The organism is Acidobacteriota bacterium (assembly GCA_016195325.1).
In the GTDB taxonomy this organism is placed as follows: Bacteria; Acidobacteriota; Polarisedimenticolia; order JACPZX01; family JACPZX01; genus JACPZX01.
On sequence record JACPZX010000023.1, the window covers coordinates 106,495 to 128,089 of the forward strand.

At 72.5% G+C, this 21,595-nt stretch carries 13 protein-coding genes; 6 read left to right on the forward strand and 7 right to left on the reverse strand.

Annotated elements, in window-relative coordinates; all coding sequences use genetic code 11:
• The first annotated feature begins 372 nt into the window (after positions 1–372).
• The 4 genes from HY049_05605 to HY049_05620 all read left to right on the forward strand — a co-directional run bounded on the left by HY049_05605 (position 373) and on the right by HY049_05620 (position 9,181).
• Positions 373–1,422, forward strand: coding sequence for a collagen-like protein (locus tag HY049_05605; GenBank protein ID MBI3448377.1), 1,050 nt, complete (start codon positions 373–375; stop codon positions 1,420–1,422).
• A 71-nt stretch (positions 1,423–1,493) separates the two neighbouring features.
• Positions 1,494–5,330, forward strand: coding sequence for a hypothetical protein (locus tag HY049_05610; GenBank protein ID MBI3448378.1), 3,837 nt, complete (start codon positions 1,494–1,496; stop codon positions 5,328–5,330).
• Positions 5,327–8,335: a hypothetical protein gene (locus HY049_05615; protein MBI3448379.1), complete on the forward strand. Its 3,009-nt coding sequence runs from the start codon at positions 5,327–5,329 to the stop codon at positions 8,333–8,335. The genes HY049_05610 and HY049_05615 overlap by 4 nt, the downstream gene beginning before the upstream one ends.
• A gap of 30 nt (positions 8,336–8,365) precedes the next feature.
• Complete coding sequence (locus HY049_05620) at positions 8,366–9,181, forward strand: metallopeptidase family protein (protein ID MBI3448380.1); 816 nt, start codon at positions 8,366–8,368, stop codon at positions 9,179–9,181.
• 3 nt (positions 9,182–9,184) lie between these two features.
• On the opposite strand, the gene HY049_05625 is transcribed toward HY049_05620, so the two are convergent.
• The 7 genes from HY049_05625 to HY049_05655 all read right to left on the reverse strand — a co-directional run bounded on the left by HY049_05625 (position 9,185) and on the right by HY049_05655 (position 16,188).
• Positions 9,185–10,486 (reverse strand): DUF58 domain-containing protein, encoded by a 1,302-nt coding sequence (locus tag HY049_05625; GenBank protein MBI3448381.1) that lies wholly within the window; start codon positions 10,484–10,486, stop codon positions 9,185–9,187.
• Entirely contained in the window at positions 10,483–11,364 is an 882-nt protein-coding gene (locus HY049_05630; protein ID MBI3448382.1) for an AAA family ATPase, read from the reverse strand. The genes HY049_05625 and HY049_05630 overlap by 4 nt, the downstream gene beginning before the upstream one ends.
• Positions 11,365–11,450: 86 nt before the next feature.
• Positions 11,451–12,596, reverse strand: a complete 1,146-nt coding sequence (locus HY049_05635) for a hypothetical protein (protein MBI3448383.1) — start codon at positions 12,594–12,596, stop codon at positions 11,451–11,453.
• Complete coding sequence (locus tag HY049_05640) at positions 12,566–14,029, reverse strand: DUF4129 domain-containing protein (GenBank protein MBI3448384.1); 1,464 nt, start codon at positions 14,027–14,029, stop codon at positions 12,566–12,568. The genes HY049_05635 and HY049_05640 overlap by 31 nt, the downstream gene beginning before the upstream one ends.
• The gene (locus HY049_05645) at positions 14,019–15,020 is read right to left on the reverse strand and encodes a stage II sporulation protein M (protein MBI3448385.1); all 1,002 of its coding nucleotides are present in this window, start codon (positions 15,018–15,020) and stop codon (positions 14,019–14,021) included. The genes HY049_05640 and HY049_05645 overlap by 11 nt, the downstream gene beginning before the upstream one ends.
• The gene (locus HY049_05650) at positions 15,017–15,694 is read right to left on the reverse strand and encodes an RDD family protein (protein MBI3448386.1); all 678 of its coding nucleotides are present in this window, start codon (positions 15,692–15,694) and stop codon (positions 15,017–15,019) included. The genes HY049_05645 and HY049_05650 overlap by 4 nt, the downstream gene beginning before the upstream one ends.
• The gene (locus tag HY049_05655; protein ID MBI3448387.1) at positions 15,694–16,188 is read right to left on the reverse strand and encodes an RDD family protein; all 495 of its coding nucleotides are present in this window, start codon (positions 16,186–16,188) and stop codon (positions 15,694–15,696) included. Before HY049_05655 ends, HY049_05650 begins: the two co-directional genes overlap by 1 nt.
• A gap of 36 nt (positions 16,189–16,224) precedes the next feature.
• Between HY049_05655 and HY049_05660 the strand changes: the two genes are divergently transcribed.
• A complete protein-coding gene (locus tag HY049_05660) occupies positions 16,225–17,895 on the forward strand; it encodes a YifB family Mg chelatase-like AAA ATPase (GenBank protein ID MBI3448388.1) in 1,671 nt (556 codons plus the stop codon).
• Between the two features lie 107 nt (positions 17,896–18,002).
• Positions 18,003–21,533, forward strand: coding sequence for a hypothetical protein (locus tag HY049_05665; protein ID MBI3448389.1), 3,531 nt, complete (start codon positions 18,003–18,005; stop codon positions 21,531–21,533).
• The last annotated feature ends 62 nt before the right edge of the window (positions 21,534–21,595 follow it).

Here is a 21,595-nt window from a genome sequence, read left to right on the forward strand (position 1 = left end):
TGCGCCAGACCAGCCTCGGCCCGCGCTGCTCGAGAAAGAGGTCCTCACTTGAAGCGTTCAACGTGGATACTCTTCGCGCTTCTGCTCCTCTGCGTCACCGGAGCCGCTCGGGCCGAGAGGCCGGCCCGCAACCTCGTCAAGTTCTCCGGCTCCCTGAGCGATGCCGACGGACGGCCCCTCAGCGGCGACTACGCGCTCGTCTTCCAGATCTTCGACGGCGCGCGCGGGGGCTCTCCCGTCTGGGAGGAGAAGCACTCGCTCACGCTTCAGGGCGGACGCTACACGGTCCTTCTCGGCGGCCTCACGCCGATGACGCTCGGGGCGGATGCCGACTACGTCCTGTTCGTGCAGCCCGAGGGGATGGACGAGTCGATGGAGCGGTACCGCCTCGCCGTCGCGGTGAGAGATCCTCACGGCGATCCAGGCACGAGCGCGGGCGAGCGCGGCGTTTACCGATTGAGCGGCGGAGGGAAGGCGACGCTCCGGGGTTCCGCCGGCGCGGCGGAGCCCGATGTCGACGTCTCGGCGGCCGCGTCTCTCAAGAAGCCGAAGCCCATCCGGACGATCTCGTCGTCGGACGGAAGCCTCGTCCTCAACCCGTCGAACGGCACCGTGAACCCGCTCGACCCTCTCGCGACGGTCGATGTGAAGATCAACCCGAGCTTCGCGGGCCCAACCGGGCCCACAGGCGGCACGGGGCCGCAGGGCCCGACCGGGGCCAACGGTCCTCCGGGAGGGCCGACCGGCCCCACCGGTCCGACCGGAGTGCAGGGGCTCGAAGGACTCGTCGGCGCGAGCGGCCCCATCGGCCCGACGGGCCTGACGGGTCTCCTCGGCCCGACCGGCGTGACGGGCCCTTCCGGACCCCTTGGTCCCGCCGGCGGTCCAACGGGCGCGACGGGAGTGCAGGGGCTGCAGGGGATCCAGGGACTCGCCGGGCCGAGCGGCCCGACGGGCGTGCAGGGCATCGCGGGTCCCAACGGCCCGACGGGAAATCAGGGGCTCCAGGGAATTCAAGGAATCGCGGGCCCGTCTGGCCCGAGCGGTCCTCAGGGGATTCAAGGAAAGGACGGCATCCAGGGACTGACCGGCGTCACGGGCCCGACGGGGCCCTTCGGAGCCACTGGGATTACGGGGCCGACCGGCGCGATTGGCGGCTCTCTCGCCTGCGTGACGCTCTCGGTCAACCAGGACGTCCTGCCGGGCAATTCGTTCTCGATGGTCTCACCGACCTGCGACACCGCCAGCGGCTTCACCCTCACCGGGGGCGGGTTCAACCAGGGGGGCGTCGGGAGCCCATTCCCCATCTGGCAGAGCGCCCCGGGAAACGGCGATTTCTGGAGGTGCCGTGGGTGGAATGAGAGCGCGACGTCGGGGACCGCGACGATCACGTGCTCCGCCCGCTGCTGCAGGGTCCAGTAACCGGCCCGCGCGATCTAAACTGCGCCGATGGTCCGGCCGCGTGATCTCACTCCGCTGAAGCGTCGGCGCCTTTGACGCGAGGCGCCTCTCTCACCGCCCGGGGAGTCCTCGCGTGCGTCCTTCTCTTCCAGATCTGGCTCCTCGCGCCGGAGCTTGCGCTCGTCCCCACCCCTCTCAACGACGACGCGCTCCACATTCCGGCGTCGCTGAAAGCGCGGGATCTCCTGCGCGTCGATCCCGCAGGGGCCCTCGACCCGTGGTTCTCGTACTGGTCGCTCGGCTACCCGCTCTGGCACGCCTATCAGCCGCTGCCGCACCTCATCACCGGCGCGCTCGGCCTCGCCGTCCCGGACGGGGAGTTCCCCGCGCTGTACGGCGCGTTGAAGTTCTCCCTCCTCCTCGCGTTCCCTCTCTGCGTCTTCGCCGGCGCGCGATGGATCGGATTCACGCGGGGTGAAGCCGCGGCCGCGGCGGCGATCGCGCCGCTCCTCTCGACCGAATCGCTTTACGGCCTCGAGTACGGCTCGTACGTCTGGCGGGGCTCAGGACTTTACACGCAGCTCTGGGCGATGGATCTGCTGCCGCTCGCGATCGGCGCGGGGGTCCGGGCGATCCGCGGGCGCGCCTCCAGGCTCCCGGCGGCGATTCTCCTCGGCCTCACGATCCTCAGCCACGCGATCTACGCCTACGTCGCCGCCGCGTCGCTCGCGATCGCGGCGGCGGTCGTGAGGCGCGAGGTGGGCCTCGTCCGCGCCCTCGCGCGCGTGGCGGTCGTCGTGGCGGTCGCCGCGATCCTCACCGCCTTCTTCACCGTCCCGATGCTTCTGGACGGCGACGCGATCAACCACAGCCGGTGGGAGTCGGCCTTCAAATGGGACTCCTTCGGCCACGAGTGGGTCCTCGGCCGGCTGCTGGGCGGCGAGCTGCTCGATCACGGGCGCTTCCCCGTCGTGACGATGCTCGCGGGCGCCGGGCTCCTTCGCGCCGCGGCGCGGCGCGCGTCCGCCGCCCTGCGGTTCGCGGCGGCGGGGTTCATGGCCTGGGTCGCGCTGTACTTCGGCCGGCCGACCTGGGGCGTGCTGCTGCGTCTCGCCGGGATTCCGCTCGACTTGCACCTTCACCGCCTGATCGGCGGCCTCCATCTGTTCGCGATTCTCCTCGCGGGCTCAGCTCTCGCCGCGCTCATGACCTGGGTCCGTGAGAGGCGGCCGGGACGCGCGGGGGCGATGGCCGCGGCGTCGGTGGGTCTGATCGCGCTCGCCCCCGCCGCGACGGAGCGCCACGCGTTCGTCCGTGAAGGGGACGGCTGGGCGGCCTCGAGCGAGCGCGCGATCGCCGCCGAGAGGAATGACCTCGAGGGGCTCGCGACGCATCTCGCCGAGCTTCAGGGCCGCGCGCCCGGACGGATCTACCCCGGGCTCGCCGCCGGCTGGGGGAAGGAGTTCAAGACTGGAAGCGTTCCGATCTACGCGCGCCTGAGCCTCGGCCGGTTCGACGCGCTCGCGTTCCTCTACCACTCGATGTCTCGGTCCGGCGACACCATGGTCCTCTTCGACGAGACGCGGCCGGCCGAGTACGGCGTCTTCGACGTACGCTACGCGGTCTACGACGCGAGCCATCCGGCTCCCGACTTCCTGAAGCCCGTGGCGACCCACGGCCGGTTCCGGATCTTCGAGGGGCCCTCGTCCGGCCGCATCGGCGCCGGGACCGTCGCCTGCCGGATCGCGGGCGGAAGCGAGGGAGTCTACGACTGGTCGTCCGCATGGTTGAAGAGCGGGCTGCCGGAGATCCGCGAGTACGGCGTCTTCGTCGAAAGGCCGGAAGGGGATGGGGCGCCCGTCGTCCGTCGTGGGGATCCCTTCCCGGCGATCCGGCTGCCCCTGACGGTTCCGTCGATGACGGTGGGCGGCATCCGCCGCGTGGGGGACGACTGGAGCGCGGAGGTCGATCTCGCGAGCCGCGGCGTCGTCGTGCTCAAGGAGTCGTACCATCCGGGGTGGCGCGTCGACGTCGACGGCCGGCGCGGGGAGACGGTGATGGTGACCCCCGGCTTCGTCGGCGTCGAGGTCGCGGCGGGGCGGCACACGGTCTCCTTCCGTTACAGGGCCTCACCCGCCAAGTGGGCTCTCCTCGCGCTGACGGCGGCGGGGGTGCCGCTCCTCGTCGCGGGAGCGGCGCTCTCGCGCCGGCGATGTCCTTCGCCGTTCCCTTCCCCTCCGGAGTCCGCGGCGCCGCCGCGCGAGTGGGCGGGCGTCCTCCTCCGGGCCCTCTTCGTCGGGGTGGTCCTCGTCGGCGCCCTCCCGCTCCTCCAGGGGAAGCTCCTCGCGGGGCACGACGCGCTCGAGTACCCGCCGCGGCTCGTCGAGTTCCACGAGAACGTGAGCCACGGCATCCTCCTCCCGGCCTGGGCCCCCGATCTGGGAAATGGTTTCGGCCAGCCCCTGTTCCTCTTCAGCCCTCCTCTTTACTACTGGGCCGCGGAGGTCTTCCACCTCGCAGGCTCGGGGCTCGCCCTCTCGATCGGCCTGGGCGCTCTCGCCTTCTACCTGCTGGCCGGAGCGGGGGCCTATCTCGCGGGACGCGAGGCGTGGGGCCGCCGCGGCGGAGTGATCTCCGCCGCGGCCTTTCTCATGGCGCCGCACGTCCTCCTCGATCTCTACGTCCGCGGAAACTTCGCCGAGCTCGCCGCGGTCGCGTGCTTCCCCTGGGTGGCCTTCTCGCTGCTTCGACTGCGCGGCCGCGCCGGGCTCGCCGCCGGAGTTCCATTCCTGGCCGTGTCCGTTTCGGCGGTCGCCCTCTCTCACGTCGGCGCTCTGGTCATCGTGCTCCTGTGGCTGGGCGCGGCGGGGGCGGGCCTCGCCCTCGTCGATCGCGATCCGCGCCTCGTGGCGCGCGCCGCGCTCGGGGGGCTGCTCGGCCTCGGGCTCGCGGGGTTCTTCCTCGTCCCGTGCCGGGCGCTCCTCGATCGGACGAAGGCGGACCTCCTCCGCTCCGACGCCCTCGCGTTCGACCAGCACTTCGTCGAGCCGGCCCAGCTCCTCGCCTCGCCGTGGGGGTACGGGCTCTCGGTTCCGGGGGCCGGCGACGGCATGAGCTTCTCGCTCGGATGGGCTCACCTCTCGCTCGCCGCGATCGGCGGTGCGGGGTTGCTGCTCTCGCGGCGCGTCCGGCCGGGACTCTTCGTCGTCCTGGTGGCGACCGCGGTCGGCTTTGCCCTCTTCACGACGTCCCTCGCGTCGCCGATCTGGCGCGCGCTGACGCCGCTGCAGTATCTCGCGTATCCCTGGCGGTGCCTCTCCGCCGCGTCCCTGAGCCTCTCCCTCGCGGCGGGGGTCCTCGGGAGGATCGAGATGCCGCGCGCGCCCGGGCGTCTGCTCGCCGCCGCCGCGGTCGCGGCGCTCCTCCTCTGGGGGTACGGGAAGGCGCGGCCGCGCGACGTCCTGACGTTCGACGACGACTACTACGCGCCGGCGCGCATCGCCTCGCTCGGGATCAACACGACGACGCGGGAGGAGTACGAGCCGCGGACGGTGGTCCGTCGCCCGCCGCACGCGGAGTCCGGGCTCGAGTCGACGTCCGGGGGGCCCATCTTCGTCCTCAAGAGCTCGGGAACGCCGTGGCATCGACGGTTTCGCATCACCGCCGACGCGGAGGCGACGATTGCGGTGAACGTCTTCGCGTTTCCCGGCTGGAGCGCGACGCTCGACGGGGCGCCGCTCGCGACCCACGCCGAGCCGGAGACCGGGCGCCTGGTCATCGCGCTCCCTGAGGGAGCGCACGATCTCTCGATCGCGTACGGCTGGACCGGCGCCCGATGGGCGGGCACCGGCGTCAGCGTCGCCTCCATCGGCGCCCTCGCGGTGATGGGCGCCGTCGCCGCACGCCGCCGCAGGGAGGCGAAAGCGTGAGGCTACGCGGCGGTGCCGTCGCGGGAATTGCATCGCTCGTCGTCGCTCTCGGCGCCCTCGCCGCCGCGCCGGCACTCTGCGCCGAGCGCGAGCCGTCCCCGGCGGGGGTCGCGGTCGGGGAGTCGGACCCGTGCGCGCTCGGCGGGCGGAGCGACGACGAGCCCCTCGCGGCCCTCGTCACCGTGCATCCCGAGCGCGAAGGCGGGGCGGACGCCTTCGGAGCGGCCGCCGCGTGCGCCCGGGGGCGGCACCTTCAGCTCGACGTCCGGCTCGCCCCCCCCTCCGACTGGCAGCGCGCCGCGGATCCGTACGGCGCGCTGAAGCCGTGGCTCGACGCGCTCGACCGGTTTTTTCAGCGGCACGTCGCGTCCATCCACGTGGTCGAGCTCGGCGAGCGCCCCGACGAAACGTTCGAGCCGAGGGCCTACGCGTACCTGGTCGAGAAGGTTTCGACGATGCTTCGCTCGCTCGACCCGCGCGTGCGCCTGGTGGTCGGCGCGCTCTCGCCGGCCCACGCCCCGTGGCTCCGGGAGATCCCCCCCTCGCGGCTCGATCCGTACGTGACGGGGTTCGCCCTGTCGGATCCGGTCGATCTCGAGGCGACCCGCGCCTCGCTCGCGGCGGACTATCCGGCGGCCGCGCTCTGGCTCCACGCGGCGGCCGGAGCGACGGCCGAGGCATTCCTCGCCCGGATGGCGTCGGCGAGCGCCGCCGGCGTGAAGATCGTGTGGGCGGAATCCGGAGGCGCGGGGGCGCGGATGGCCGGGGCCCTCGCTCTCGCTCTGCCATCCCGCTTCGTGGCCGACGCGCATCCCGCCGCGATGAGCGCGGACGGCGTGGCGGGGGCGGGCCTCCTGGGCGCGCTCCTCGACCCTCTCGGCCCCGAGAGGGGGCTGCTCCTCGCGCCCCCGCCCGCCGCCGCGCGGGAGGAGCCCCTCCAGATCGTCATCGGGGTCGGGGGAATCCGGCAGGCGCGCGCGTTCGATCTTTCTCTCGGGCGCGAGCTGATAGTCCCCGGGCTTCGCCCGGGAGATCGGGGGGGCGAGACCCGGCTCACGATCGAGCCGACGCCCGGCCCGATCCTCGTCCGCTATCTCGCGGACGAGCCGGCCCGAGGCGCCCTCGAGTCGGTCGGGGTGACGGCGCAGGGAGAGATGAGCGCCGCGGAGATCGTGGCGCGCATGAGGGCGGTGGAGGCGGCCCAGGGGCGCCGGCTCCGGAGCTACATGGCGAGGGCGACCCTCTCGTTCCACTACCGCGCCGAGGCGCTCCAGGAGGCGTTCGACTACGCGTCGGTCAACCGTTTCTACTGGCGCGACGGCGTGGGGGAGTACGAGGAGACGGACCTCTTCATCAACGGCGCGCGCTGGCGCGGCACGCCGCCGAGCCTTCCTTTCGTGCAGCCCGAGATGGTGAAGGAGGTTCCGCTCGACATCCGGCTCGACGCCTCGTACGCCTACCGCCTCGAGGGACACGAGCGTCTCGCGGGCGCGCCGTGCTACGTCGTCTCGTTCGAGCCCGTCGGCACCGCTCCCTCGCTCTACTCGGGAAGCGTCTGGGTCGACGAGACGTCGTTCGCGCGGCGGCGGATCCGCCTCGTCCAGCATGGGCTGAAAGAGCCGATCACCAGCACCTCCGACGAGATCGACTACGCGCCGGTGGGGGGGGAGGGGGGGGAGTCCTGGCTCCCGAAGAACGGCTATCGCCAGATGGTCCTCACGGTCCTCGGCCACAGCGTCGTCGTCGAGAGGCGCGCCGCGTACGAGGAGATCCGCGTGAACCCCGACGGCTTCGACCAGGCGCGCGCCGACGCCTTCGCGTCTTCGCATCCGATCGTGCGCGACGACGCCGGAGGGATGGCGGTCCTCAGGAAGCAGCCCGATGGATCGCGCACGGCGCAGAGGGAGTCGCTGGAGAACACCGCCATCTTCGGCGGGATCGGATTCGATCCGCGGCCCCACATCGGCGTTCCGTTCGTGGGGCTCAACTACTTCAACTTCGACTGGCGCGGCACGGGAACGCAGCTCGACGTCGCCTTCGCCGGCATCCTCCTCGACACCGTCTGGACCGATCCCCGGTTCCTCGGGAGCCACTGGGAGCTCTCGCTCGAGGGGAGGTTCATCGGCATCTCCGCCGCCTCGCGCCGCCCCACCGACTCCGGCTTCCAGGGCCGGGAGGATCTGAAGATCTTCGAGCAGGTCGGCTTCCTCACGCTCGCGCACCCTCTCACGACCTTCAGCCGCATCGAGCTGCAGACGGAGCTGTCGTGGGACGCGTACCTGAGATCGAAGCACACGGACGGAGCGATGGTCCTCCCGGCCGACGGCTTCACGCTCACCGAGGCGGCGCGATGGAAGTACTCCCGCGCGGGGTACATCCTGTCGCTGTGGGCCTCGGAGAGCGCGAGATCCCGATGGGCGGACTGGGGATTGCCGCCGGGCGCCTCGGGTGTCCCGGGCGATCGCGGCGTGGCCGGCGACGATCGCTTCATGAAGTGGGGTCTCGACGCGATCAAGGCGTACTACCCGACGCGGCTGCAGAAGGTGAGCCTCGGCGTCTCGGCCCAGGCGGGCTCCGCCCTCGATCGGTTCTCGCGCTTCGAGATCGGAGAGTTCGGCCGCGTGGGCGCCATCCGCATCCGCGGCTACAACGGCGCGGGCATCACCTTCGACCGCGGGGTGACCGGAAAGGTCACGTACCAGTTCACGCTGGCCGGAAACGTGAGCGTCGAGCTCGGCGTCGAGGGGGCGGTGCTCGAGAACCAGGAGGACTTCACGACCCGCAGCGCGGGCGATCGCGAGACGATCGCGGGCGGCGGGTTCGGTGTCTCGTTCAACGGGCCGTGGGGAACCCTCGTCAGCGTTCGCAGCGGATGGGCGCTGCAGTCGTCGCTCCCGATCCACGGCAGCAGCGCCTCGTCGCGCCTCGTGCTCATCAAGACGTTCGGCCGGTGGCCGTTCCGCAGGCAGGCCGCACCCGATCCGGCGGCGGCGGCGACCCCCTGAGCCGGTGGGCCCCGGTGGTATCATCGCGTGATGGATGAAGACAGGGAGCGAACGCGCGACGAGCGATCGAGTGAGGCCTGGCGCGCCCTCGAGGAAGGGGACGTCGAGTCGGCGCTCGCCACGGCGCGCGCTCTCCTCCACGAGGACCCGGAGGACGGCGAGGCGCATTACCTCGCGGGCTCCGCGCTGATGGACGGGGACGATCTGGCCGCGGCCGAGCCGCATCTGAGGCGCGCGATCGAGCTCAACCCGGGGAACCTCGACGCGCGCGCCGCCCTCGCCCAGATGCTCTACGAGATCTGCCGGTTCGCCGACGCGCGCGCCGAGGTGGCGATGCTCCTCGAGGGGGATCCCGAGGATCCCCAGGCGCACCACCTCGCCGCCCTCCTCGCGGAGAGGCGCGGCGAGCTGGCCGCGGCCGAGGAGTCGGAGCGCATGGCGCACCGGCTCGCCCCCGACGCGTACCCGCTGCCGCCCAGGTTCACCGCCGCGGAGTTCGACGCGTCGGTCGACGCGGCGTCGGCCGATCTTCCGGCGATGTTCCGCGAGCGCATGGTGAACCTCGCGGTGATCGTGGAGGACGTTCCCGCGGAGAGGCTGCTCCGATCCCTCGCCGATCCGACCCCCGGCCTCCTCGGGCTCTTCGTGGGGACGCCCCTCCCCGAGAAGCACCTCTCGGATCTCCCCTCCCCGCCAGACGCCATCTACCTCTTCAAGCGAAACCTGGAGCGCGTCTCTGAGAGCCGCGACGAGCTGGTCGAGGAGATCCGGATCACGATGCTCCACGAGATCGGGCACTTCCTCGGCCTCGACGAGGACGACCTCGAGGCCAGCGGCTACCAGTAGCCCTCAGAGCGAGCCGCTCCCCTTGACGTCGAGGTAACGGTTGACGATCGCGACCGGGAGCGACGAAGGCTTGACGTCGAGCAGCCGGATTCCGTGTCCCGAGATCGCGCGATGGGCGCGGCGGCGCGCCTCGAGGTAGTGATGCACCGCCCCGACGCGGAGGGCGTCGTCGAAGGTCGCGACGGGCGTCGCCAGCGCGCGATCGAGAGCCGATTCCCGGAGGCTCGCGACCATCACGAGGTGGCGTCGCCTCAGCCTGCGGAGCACGGCGGCCGCCTCGGCCCCCTCCTCGTCGCGCAGGTTCGTCAGCACCACGACGAGCGCGCGCTTTCGCTGCGTCGCGGAGAATCGGGCCGCCGCCGACGCGATGTCCGAGGCCGACGCGCCGGGCGAGAGATCGTGCACCGCGTCGAGGAGGCGTCTCATCGCCGCCGGCCCCTTCATGGGCGCCACCCGGCGCTCCGTCTCCCCGAACGCGAGGAGGCCCACCGAGTCCCCCTGCTTCAGCGCGACGTACGCGAGGAGCAGCAGGCTCTTGAGCGCGTGATCGAAGTGCGACTCGCCGTCATCCACGGCGCGCATGCTGCGCCCGCAGTCGAGCAGGAAGACCACCTGCTGATCGCGCTCGTCCTGGTACTCGCGCGAGACGAGGCGGCCCCGGCGGGAGGTCGCCTTCCAGTCGATCTGACGGAGCGGGTCGCCGGGCCGGTAGTCGCGGAGCGCGTGGAGCTCGGTCCCTTCGCCCCGGCGCGGCCGGCGCCGGATCCCGATCTGGCTCGTCCGGTTGTCGACCGCGAGGAGCGCGTAGCGGATCGCCGGGGCGTAGTCGGGGCAGACGCGCACCGTGGTCGTCCCGCCCGCGCGGCGCGAGAGATCGAACAGCCCCAGAGCCGAGCGGAGCCGGACCTCGGCCCGGCCGAACGTCATCGCGCCGCGCGCACGGGGGCGCACTCGGTAGGAGATCTCGACCCACCCCCCCGCCGGGACCCGCGCGGCGAGGGGCATCCCCTCGACCTCGGCGAGCGGGGGATGGTGGTCGAAGACCTCGACGTCGATCGCGCGCCCGGCGGGGGCGGCGAGCCGCAGCCGGACCGTGCACCAGTTCCCCACCGGGATGGACGAGGGGACGGCGCGCGTGACGTCGGGAGCCGGGAGGCGGCGCGACGCGAGCAGATCCGAAAGCGCCGCCGCCGTCACCAGCGCGCCCGCGGCGATCGTCACCGTGAACCCTCCGCGCGCGACGTCGGCGGCCGCGGCGATCGCCACGAGGCCGCACACCCCGAGGAGGCGGCGCGAGGGGGTCATGCGCGCGGCGCCTCGACGGCGTCGACGACCGCCTTCAGCACCGAATCCACCGGCCGCCCCTCGATGTCGAGGTCGGGGGCGATGGTGATCCGGTGCCTGAGGGCGGGGAGGGCCATCCTCTTGACGTCGTCGGGGGTGACGAAGTCGCGCCCCGCGACGAGCGCCGCGGCTCTCGCGGCGCGCACGAGCGCGATGGCGCCCCGCGGGCTCGCCCCCATCGCGATCCCCGGCGCCGCGCGCGTCGCCCTGACGATCCGCACCGCGTACTCGGCCACGCGGCGATCGACGGTGAGGCCCGCGACGAAGCGCTGCAGCGAGACGACCGCCTCCGCGTCCGCCACGGGCTCGACCCCCGAGACGTCGAGGGCGTCCCCCACGCGCCCGAGGGTGGCCGCCGCGACCAGATCGATCTCGTCCTTCTCCCCCGGGAAGTCGACGCGGACCTTGAGGAGGAAGCGATCCAGCTCCGCCTCCGGGAGCGGGTAGGTCCCCTCGAGCTCGACGGGGTTCTGCGTCGCGATCGCCATGAACGGAGGGGCGAGCGGAAACGACTTCCCCTCGATCGTGATCTGCTGCTCCTGCATGACCTCCAGGAGCGCGGCCTGCGTCTTCGCGGGGGCCCGGTTGATCTCGTCCGCGAGCAGGAGGTTCGTGAAGGCCGGCCCCTGGCGGATGCGGAAGCGGCCGCTCGCCGAGTCGAAGATCGCGTGTCCCACGACGTCGCTGGGCATCAGGTCCGGCGTGAACTGGATGCGCGCGAAGCGCCCGCCGAAGGTGCGGGCCATCGCCAGGACGGTCAGCGTCTTGCCCACTCCCGGCACCCCCTCGAGCAGCACGTGCCCCGCCGCGAGGAAGGCGATCACCATCTGATCGATCATCTCGTCCTGTCCGAGCACGGCCTTCCGGACCTGGGCCCCGAGCCGCGCCGCGACTCCCGCGGCGCGCTCGAGCGGCGTCTCTTCGCTCACAGCGATCTCCTCGATGACTGCAGGGCGCGCATCGCGCGCGTGAAGGCCTCCGGATCGGCGGGCGCGGCGCCGGTGAGCGCGGCCAGGATCTCGCGCCGGCCGGCGGCGCCCGCGTGGGCGGCGAGCGCCCGGCTCCTCGCCGTCGCGGGAAGCGCGGCGAGATCCGGCCGCTTCCGGCCGATCTCGCGCTCGAGCTCGGCGCGGGCGGCGTCGAACAGGACGTCCTCGCGCCGCCGCCTCCAGAGGAAGCGCCCGACGGCGTCGACGTGCTCCATGAGGCTGCGGCTCCCCGGCTCGGGGCTCGGGACGATGGGGCCGAACCGCGCGCCGAGTCGCCAGAGCGAGAGAGCGCCGAGGGCGGCGATCGCGATGAGGATGGGACCGCCGCGCCGCCACAGGATGGACGCGAAGGTGGCGCGGGTCGCCGTCCGGACGAGCACGATGCGGTGCGGGCTCCCCGCGTCGCGCGCGAGGCGGAGGAGGAGCCGCGCGTGGTCGAGATCGCCGATTCGATCGTTCTCGATGAAGGCGAGGTCCGCGACGGCGACGAGATCCCCGCGGCCCAGCGGAACGCGCAGGAGGACGCCGGCCTCGCGGGCGTCTCCCGCGCCGGCTCCGGGGCGTCGCTCCGGGAGGAGGCGCGGGCCCCGGGTGCGGACGCGCAGCGACTCGTCGGGGTTCCTGAGCTGCACGCGGGCGGCCGGGCCCGGCTCCTGCGTCGGGAGAGGCTCGCTCCCGCGCGATGGCCTGATGGAGAAGGCGGACAGGAGCGGGTCGACGCCGGGCGATCGGGCGTCGACGATGGCGTGGCCTCCCGACGCGACCCAGGTCGCGATCTCCCGGACCTCCTCTCCGGTCATCTCCATGTCGCCGCCCGTGACGATGAGCGCGTCGCGCGTCGCCGGCAGCGGGGTGACGCGGGTGGCGCCGGTGGCGGGGAATCCCGACCGCGACAGGAACATCTTCGCCGCGAGCAGCGGATCCTCGCGCGCCGCCTCGCCGGGCGGGATCGGCATCTCCACCTCGACCCGCTCCAGTCGGCTTGCCACGAAACTTCCCAGCAGGGCGGCCGCGGCCAGGAGCGCCGTCGTGGCGATCGCGGCGCGCCGGTTCACCGCGAGGCTCCGAAGTGCGTCGACCACGCGCCGAGAATCTCCTGCGCCCTCGTCTCTCCGGGGCGTCGCCGTCCGTACGCGGCCGCCTGCCAGCACTCGGTCAGCCCGCGGAAGTACGCCGCCCGGGCCGCCGGGAGCCGCCGGGTCGCCACCCTCAGGCATTCCCCCTCCGTCGAGCTTCGATCCAGGGGGAGCTTCTCGACGCTCACGAGGCACGCGAGCGCCCCGCGGTAGAGAAGGCCCAGCGCTTCGGCGGCCTTCCCCTCGCTCCACAGGCGTCGCGCGGCCTCGGGGATGTCGGCGGGAAAGGCCTCCGGGCGCACGTCGAGCCCCGAGATCGTCCCGGGCGTCGGGCTCTCGAGGCGCTTGCCGCCGGAGCGTCGCTCCGGATCCGCGCGCACCACCCGGATGAAGACGAAGACCAGCGCCGAGACGACCAGCGCCCAGAGGATCGGCTGGGCGAGGGCGGCGAACGCTTCGCCGAGCGTCTCGAGCCACGGGGATCTCGACGCGTCCGGCTCGCGGGCCTTGAAATCGAATGGTTTCACGCGCCAGGTCTTCACGGGGCGCGTGCCGCCGAACTCCGGGTCCCGAAGGATCCGCCGGATGAGCTGCGCGGGGTCGGACCGCGCGGGCGCGGGATCGGCGGCCGCGGCGGCGGGCAAGATCAGGACGAAGGAGATCAGAATCACGGCGGCCGCGGCGACCGAACGGAGCCTCCGCGCGAGGGTCCGGAACGAGATCTCGACGTCCCAGGCCTCGAGGCGCGCTCGCCGGTTCAGGTAGAGGCCGAACCCTCCGCCGACGTAGAAGGGCTCGATGACGAGCATCGCGAGCAGGTAGAGGGAGGCGACGAGCCACTGCGTCTGAAGCGAGGGGACGAACGCTCCGAAGCGGCCGAGGTCCTCGATCGAGCCGTCGAGCCCGATGTCTCCGATCATCAGGTACGCGAGCCCGGCCACCCCGGCCGCCACGACGATCTCGAAGAGGGAGCACATGAACGTCAGCTGGCGCGCTTCGGCGGAGCATCCCCTGCCGAGAACCCGGCGACGGGCGGCGCGCGCGCCCCCCGAGAGACCCTCGAGCTGCCCGATCGAAAGGTTGAACGACCGCGCCGGATCGAGCCGGTGGATCGTCAGCGCGGGTAGCCAGCCCGGCCGGAGGAGGCCGGAAAGCGCCGCGAGCGCCTCCCGCGTCGTCGGGGCCGCCCCGAAGAGCGAGCGGCTGAGCACGTACAGCGGGATCCGATCGAGGAGCGGCTTGAGCCACCAGACGATCAGCGCCGCGATCATCGGCCGGTTCCAGAACGCGAGGGAGACCGAGGCGGTGAGGGGGATCGCGATCGCGAGCCACGGCGCGAAGATCGCGCGCCGCCACGTCCCGACCATCCCGAAGCCGAGATCGATCGACTCCCAGTACGACCGCGGGCGGATCACCGCCGTCACCTTCTCAAGATCCATCGCGGCCTCCGGCGAGGGCGAGGTACCCGAGGATCGCCAGCCAGAGCGTCGCGCCGGCGGCGAACTTGATCGGCGCGGCGATCCCCGCGAGCGGCGACCAGAACCCCTCGATGAAGGCGGCCACGAACAGCATGCCGCAGGCGCCGGCGACCAGGACGATGCTCCCCCGGGCGGCATCCCTGAGCGCATCGGCCCGGCTCAGGCGCCCGGGGGCGACGAGCGCCGCGCCCAGACAGATCCCCGCCGCCCCGGACAGCACGATCGCCGTCAGCTCGAAGGGCGAGTGCCCGGCGACGAACGGGAAGAAGGCCGCGGCGGAGGGAGACGTCGCGAAGTGTCCCATGACCGTCCCGATCATCAGCCCGTTGTAGAGGAGGAAGAAGATCGATCCGAGGCCCAGGAAGATCCCCCCCGCGTAGGTCCGGAAGGCGATGCCGCCGTTGTGGTAGATGTAGTACCCGAACATCCCGAGGTTCGTCTCCTCGTGCCGCGTCCGCCCGAAGTGCGTCGACGAATGGTCGTACATCTCGTCGAGGGCGCGAATCGTCGGCGCGTCGAGGATGGCGGAGGCCGCCTCGGGCTGGACGATCACCCAGATCGCGGCGGCGAGGCCCGGCAGGAGGAAGAGGGCCGCGGCGAGCGCGACCGCTCCGATCCGGCGCCGGACGATGCGCGGGAACTCGACCGCCGCGCTCGCGACGGCCGCGCGCACCGTGCGGCCGCGGTTTCCGTAGAGCTGCCGGTGCCCGCGCAGCGCGAGATCGTTCAGCCGCTCGATGAGGTCGGTCCCGTACAGCCTGAGGCGGGCGAGAGCCAGGTGACGGCAGGCCGCGCGGTAGAGAAGGTCGAACCGCGCCGGATCGGGGGGCCCCGATCGGATCGACGGCGCGGCCCCCGGCCCCGTCCGCCGCCGCGCGTCGAGGCTCGTGAGGAGGGCGTCGAGCTCCTCCCATTCGGGCCGGTGGCGGGACTCGAACTCCTCGCGCGTCACCGCCGCCCCACGATCCAGCCCGCCATCCCGATCAGATCGCCGACGCGATCCCGCGACGCCGGGACCAGGGGGCGGACCAGGCGGGCGAGCTCGTCCGCGCGCTCGCGGGTCAGCGTCGGCACCCTCTCGGCGAAATCGACGAGGGCCCGCTGCTCGGCCACGGTCAGGGCGACCGGGAGGGGGATCGGGGCGGCACGGATGGCGCGGATCTCGGCCGGCGGCGCGTCCGCGTGGACGACGAGCGACCCCGCCGCGATGTCCCCGAGCCTCTTGAAGTCGCGCCGCAGCAGGCAGGAGGCGAGCCCGAACCCGTAGGCGAACGGCAGGAAGTCGGCCGCGCGCAGGAGATTCCGGATCATCGACGCGGACCACGAGATTGGCGTCCCGTTGTCGTGGACGACGCGGAGGCGCAGCGCGCGCTTGCCGGGGGTCGCGCCGCTCCAGAGCACCTCGAAGATGACCGGGTACGCCCACGCGATCCCGAAGAAGACGATGGAGGCGACGCCCCCTCCCGCCTGCCCGAACGGCACCAGGAGGAGGATTGCCGCCACGAACAGGATCCACTTGATGATCGCGTCGACGAGCCACGCCTGGGCGCGGGCGACCGGCCCGGCCGGGGAGATGCGCAGATCCACCCCCTCGGGGGTCTCGATGCGGATCTGGGTGTCGAGCATCACGCGGCGATCACCACCGTCCCGGCGATGTGATCGTGGAGGCAGCGACGATCGTCGCGGTAGATGAAGAGGGTGTCGACGAGGCCGAAGAGCGGTCCGGCGATGGGAACCCACCCGATGAACCCCGGGACCATCATGCGCAGCCCGAGGATCCGCGGCAGGCTCGCGCGCGATCCGTCGGCGAGGACGATGCGCGTCCCGACGGCGCGCTTCCCGACCGTCTGCCCGTTGGTGTGGAGGAAGTACGCGTTGATGAGGAACTGGAGCCCCACGGCGGAAAAGGCCCGCGGGAGCCATTCGGGGTCGCTGGCCGCGAGGACCCCGAGCCTCTGGAAGAGCGGGAAACAGGTCCCGAAAAGGAGCGCGAGGCCGACCCCCACGTCAACGAGGGCCCCGCGAGCGCGCTGCGACCTCGTCGCGAGACGGATCGCGCCGGGCGCTTTGACGTCGGCGACGTACGTCTGCGGCGGGCTGTAGGGGTTCGCGTCGGTCACCGGGACACCTCCTCGGTGTTGCGCGCGCGCTCGGTGATGCGTGCGCGCGGTCGAGCCGCGGTGAGGAGGCGCCATGTTGACACGCGCGCGCCCCGCCCGCTACGTTCCCCGCGAGGAGAGTTCGGGCCGAGGGAGGCGAAAGGAGCCTCCTTGCACGCGCGCGTCACAGGCGGCGCTCTCCACGGCGTCGACGTCCACCTCGTCCGGGTCGAAGCCGACATCTCCTCCGGACTCCCCGCCACTCGCACCGTCGGCCTTCCCGAGGCGGCGGCCCGCGAGGGAAACGAACGCGTCCGCTCGGCGATCCGAAACTCCGGCCTCGCGTACCCGTGCAAGCGCATCGTCGTCAACCTTGCCCCCGCCGACGTCCGTAAGAGGGGGTCGTCGCTCGATCTGGCCATGGCCGTCGCGATCGTCGCCGGGGCGGACGGCCTCGACCTCTCGCCGCTCGACGGCGCCGTCCTGTACGGCGAGCTCGGCCTCGACGGCTCGGTGCGCCCCGTGCCGGGAGCGCTGGCGGCGGCGGTCGCGGCGCGCGCGGCGGAGCTCGTCGCGATCGTCGTCGCGGAGGAGAACGCGGCGGAGGCCGCGGCGATCGAGGGGCTCAAGGTGCTGCCGGCGCGATCGCTCATCGACGTGATCGCCCACGCGCGCGGCGAGACGGCGCTCGCCGCCTGTGAGCGCGGCGCGCCTCCCGAAGCCGCGGCGAGGGGGCGGGGGGCGGCCTCGAGCGATCTGAGGGATGTCTGCGGGCAGCTCCGCGCCCGCCGCGCGATCGAGATCGCGGCGGCGGGAGGACACAATCTTCTTCTCGTCGGCCCGCCCGGCTCCGGGAAGACGATGCTCGCGCGGTGCCTCCCGGGCATCCTGCCGCCGCTGACGCGGGGGGAGGCGATCGAGGTGACGCGCATCCACGGCGCCGTCGGCACGGGCCTTCGCGGCGGGCTGATCCGCGAGCGCCCCTTCCGGTCCCCTCACCACACCGTCTCGACCGTGGCCCTCGCGGGTGGCGGGGCGCTCGCGCGCCCGGGGGAGATCAGTTTGGCCCACCACGGCGTCCTCTTTCTCGACGAGCTCCCCGAGTTCCGCCGCGAGGCGATCGAGGTGCTGCGGCAGCCGATGGAGGAGGGGGCGGTCGTCGTCGCCCGGGCGGCGCGGACGCTGAAGTACCCGGCATCCTTCATGCTCGTGGCCGCGATGAACCCGTGCCCCTGCGGGCACCTCGGCGACCCGCGGAAGAGGTGCCGCTGCAATCCGCTCTCGGTCGGGCGCTACCGCGCGCGCATCTCGGGCCCCGTGCTCGACCGGATCGACCTGCACGTCGAGGTGCCGGGGGTTGCTTTCCGCGAGCTTGCGGCGGCGGGGGAGTCGGAGCCCACGGCGTCGGTCGCCGGGCGCGTCGCGGCGGCGCGCGCGATCGAGGGGGGGCGATTCGAAGGCCATGTCAACGCGACGCTCCCGCGCGCGGCGCTCCGGGAGATCTCCTCCCCCGACGCGGCCGGGCGGCGCATCCTCGAGGCCGCGATGTCGCGCTGGGCCCTCTCCGCGCGCGCCCACGATCGGATCCTCCGCGTGGCGCGCACGATCGCCGACCTTGCGGGCGCGCCCCGCGTCGGCGCCGCGCACGTGGCGGAGGCGATCCAGTACCGGTGTCTCGATCGGGAGGTGGAGGCGGTCACCGCTCCGATGGGAGGGCCGGGGGAGTGACGGAGTGACGGCGCAGGCGCAAAATCTGGAAATGCGTGTTGCCATCCGGCCGAGATCTTCGTACGATCCGCGCGCCCGGGGAAGTGCGTCCGGCGGGGGGATGTGCGATGTGGAGGAAGGGCCTGGCGCTCGCCGTCGTGCTGTCCGTCGCCGGAGGCACTCCCTCCGCCGCGCCCACCGCGCCCGCGAAGCAGCCGCCTCACGCGACGTACGACGTCACGCTCAAGAGCGGCCCGATCCACGCCGGCGCGCAGCGGACGTATGTGGCCGAGAACCCGGAGAACAATCTGCGCCTGGAGTTCCGCGCCGCCGGGGTCGTCGCGGTCCCACGGATCGCGCAAGGGGAGGCCTGGTCGCTCGATCTGCAAGTCCTGAACGTCGTGCGTCAGGGCCACGAGAGTCCTGTGGGATCGCCGCGGATTTCCGCGACGGCCAACATCGTCTCCTACGATTTCGAGACCGCGTCGGTTCGCTACGTGAACGGACCGGGTGGCCTCGAGCAGGTTCTCACCATTCCGTCGCCGTCCGCCGCCGATGAGGCGGCAGCGCCGGCGACGGTCTCGTTCGATCTCGCGCTCGGCGAGGACCTGACGTCGGAGCCGGCCGCCTACTTCGTCGATCTCGTGGCCGCCGACGGGCAGCGCGTGCTGCGCTACGGCGCGATCCGGGCCGTCGATGCGAACGGGAGGTCGCTCCTCGGCGAGATCTCCACGGTCCCGGATGACGCAGGTCCAGCCCGGGTGCGCATCCTCGTGCACGTGGCCGACGCGATCTTCCCCGTCGAAGTGCACGCCACGCTGAGGCGGCCCGGCGGGCTCGACGAGGCGGCGCCTGCGGGATCGGAGGAGATCGAAGGATTGCCGCAGCCCCTCGCCCCCCTCGTCGAGGAGACGGTCGTGAGCCTGTCGGAGCGGGAGAGGCTGGCGCCCGCGTCGGTTCTCGCCATCCCGGTGGAGACGCACCCGGAGTACGAGCTGGAGCTCCAGAAGAAGGAAAACCCTCTCGCCCCCGAAGTCGCCTCCTGGCCGCCGGCCGCGATGTCCGTCGCGGCGCCGGCGGGGCCGCCCTCTCTTCCCCAGACGCTGGGCCCCGTGAGCTTCAAGGGGATCAGCCTGTCGGAGTCCGGCTTCATCCCGCCGGATAGTATGGGGGACGTCGGGCCGACGCAGATCCTCATGCACGAGAACGGCCGCATCAAGGTCTTCGACAGGCTGGGAGTCCTCGGCGCGCTGAACGTCACGGACGCGACCTTCTGGGCGAGCGTGAGGGGCTCCTCGCAGCCGAGCGACCCCGAGGTCCGGTACGATCGCCTCACGGGGCGCTGGTTCGTCGTGGCGATCAACACCGCGGCGTCGAACAACCGCGTCATGATCGCCTGGACGGCGCCGAACGCGACGATCACGGGGACGGCGAGCTTCACCTTCACCTTCTACACGGGCCCCGTCGCCGCCGACGGAACGAACTGCTTCCTCGACTACGAGACCCTCGGCGTCGACATCAACGCCCTCTACATCGGCGGGAACCTTTTCTGCGGCACTCCGACCCAGACCTTTGCGCACTCGAGCGTGGGGGTCATCCCGAAGGCCCCGATGCTCGCCGGATCGGGCACCGTCTTCCAGTTCGCCAACGTGACGAGCGGCGTCACCGCCGGACCCTACACGGCGCTCGGCGTCGACAACGACGATCCGCTGGCGACCGAGGGGTACTTCATCGGCGTCGACGTCGCCGCCTTCAGCATCATCCAGGTCCGGAGGGTCTCGAGCCCCGGGGGGACTCCCACCCTCTCCGGAAATCTGTCGCTGACGGTGCCCACCGAGACCTCGCCGATCCTGCAGCCGGCCTCCGGCTCGACGACCAGCCTCGACACCTCCGACGACCGGCTCTTCAAAGCAAAGATCCGCAAGAACAAGCTGACCGGCGCGAGCACGCTGTGGACCGCCCACAACATCCAGGTGAACGCGAGCTGCGTCGGGAGCAACACGGGAGGGCGCAACGGCGCGCGCTGGTACGAGATCACGGGGAGCGCGCCGACGGCCGGCGCCCCCCTCGGCGGGTCCATCGCGCTGGCGCAGTCGGGGACGCTGTGCGATCCCGCCGCGACCAACCCCCGGGGGTTCATCTACCCGAGCGTCGCGGAGACCGGCCAGGGACACATGGCCCTGGGCGCAACCTTCGCCGCCTCGAACCTCTTCGCGGGGGTCGCCGTCGCGGGCCGGCTGAGGACCGACGCGACCGGGGCGACAGAGGCTCCCACGACGGCGCAGAGCGGCGGAGGCTCCTACTCGAACGTGTCGCAGGGGCGGAACCGCTGGGGGGACTACTCGCACACTGCCGTCGATCCCACCGATGATCAGACGGTCTGGACCTTCCAGGAGTACGCCGACGCCACGAACAGCTGGTCCGTTCGCGCGGTGGAGCTCCTCGCGCCCGCGCCGGCGACGCCGGCGAGCGTCCCCGCCGTCTGCACCGGGCTTGCGAGCACCTGCGTGACGCTGACGGGGACGTCCGTCTCCGGTTCCGAGTTCTTCGATCCCCAGCCGCCCGCGCTCGTGAACGAGACGCCGGCCTACGCGAGCCACATCTCGGCGACGGTGACCGGCGGCGTGACCGTCCTCCCCTGGCCGGCCACCAACATCATCGTCCCGGGCGCTCCCGCGACGACGCCGGTGACGCAGATGAACATCTGCATGGACACCACGGCCGCGACCGCCGGCGCCCGGGACGTCACGGTGAGGAATCCGGACGGCCAGCAGGCGACGGGATCGGGGATCCTCACGGTCGTTGCGACACCGTCCGCCCCGACGGCCGGAAACGGCGGGCCGATATGCGAAGGCGCGTTGCTGCAGCTCTCGACGACGACCGTGGCGGGCGCGACGTACAGCTGGACGGGGCCGAACGGGTTCAGCTCCAGCGTGCAGAATCCGTCGATCCCCGGGGCGACATCGGCGGCGTCGGGCACCTACACCGTGACCGTCACCGTCAACGGCTGCACCTCGACCGCCGCGATGACGACGGCGGCGGTGACCGGGGCCGGCGGGAGCTGCGGAAACCCGTCGTCGACGAGCTGCGACGCGCCCGATACGTGCGGCGCCGGGGGCGTCTGCCAGTCGAACCTCGCGGCCTCTGGGACGTCGTGCGCGGGCACTTCGAACGGGGGAGGCTGCGACGGGACGGACGCGTGCGACGGCGCCGGCACTTGCGTGGACGGGTTCCTGGCGGCGACTACGGTCTGCCGTCCGTCGGCAGGTCCATGCGACGTGGCGGAGAGCTGCACCGGGAATTCGGGGGTCTGCCCCGCGGACGTGACGCTCGCTCCGGGCGAGGTGGACGCGGGAGTCGACATCACCATGAGCGGAGGCATCGCCACCATCACGTGGAACCTCGCGCCGGGGTCGAGCTCATCGGACGTGGTGCGCGGGGGAGCGAAGGCCCTGCCCGTGGGACCGGCCGGCGCCGACGAGACGTGCCTCGCCGACGACATCGCCGGCGCGTCGATCGCGGACTCCGCCACGCCGCCGCTCGGAGACGCCTTCTGGTACCTCGTGCGCGGCAGCAACGCCTGCGGTCCGGGTTCTTGGGGGAATGAAATCAGGAGCGGCCAGTCGCCGATCCCGCGGGTGACCACGACCTGCCCGTAGGGCCGGTCGGCCCGATAGCCCTCCGCTCCCGCCGTCGTTGACGGGCGAGGCGGCGCGGACTA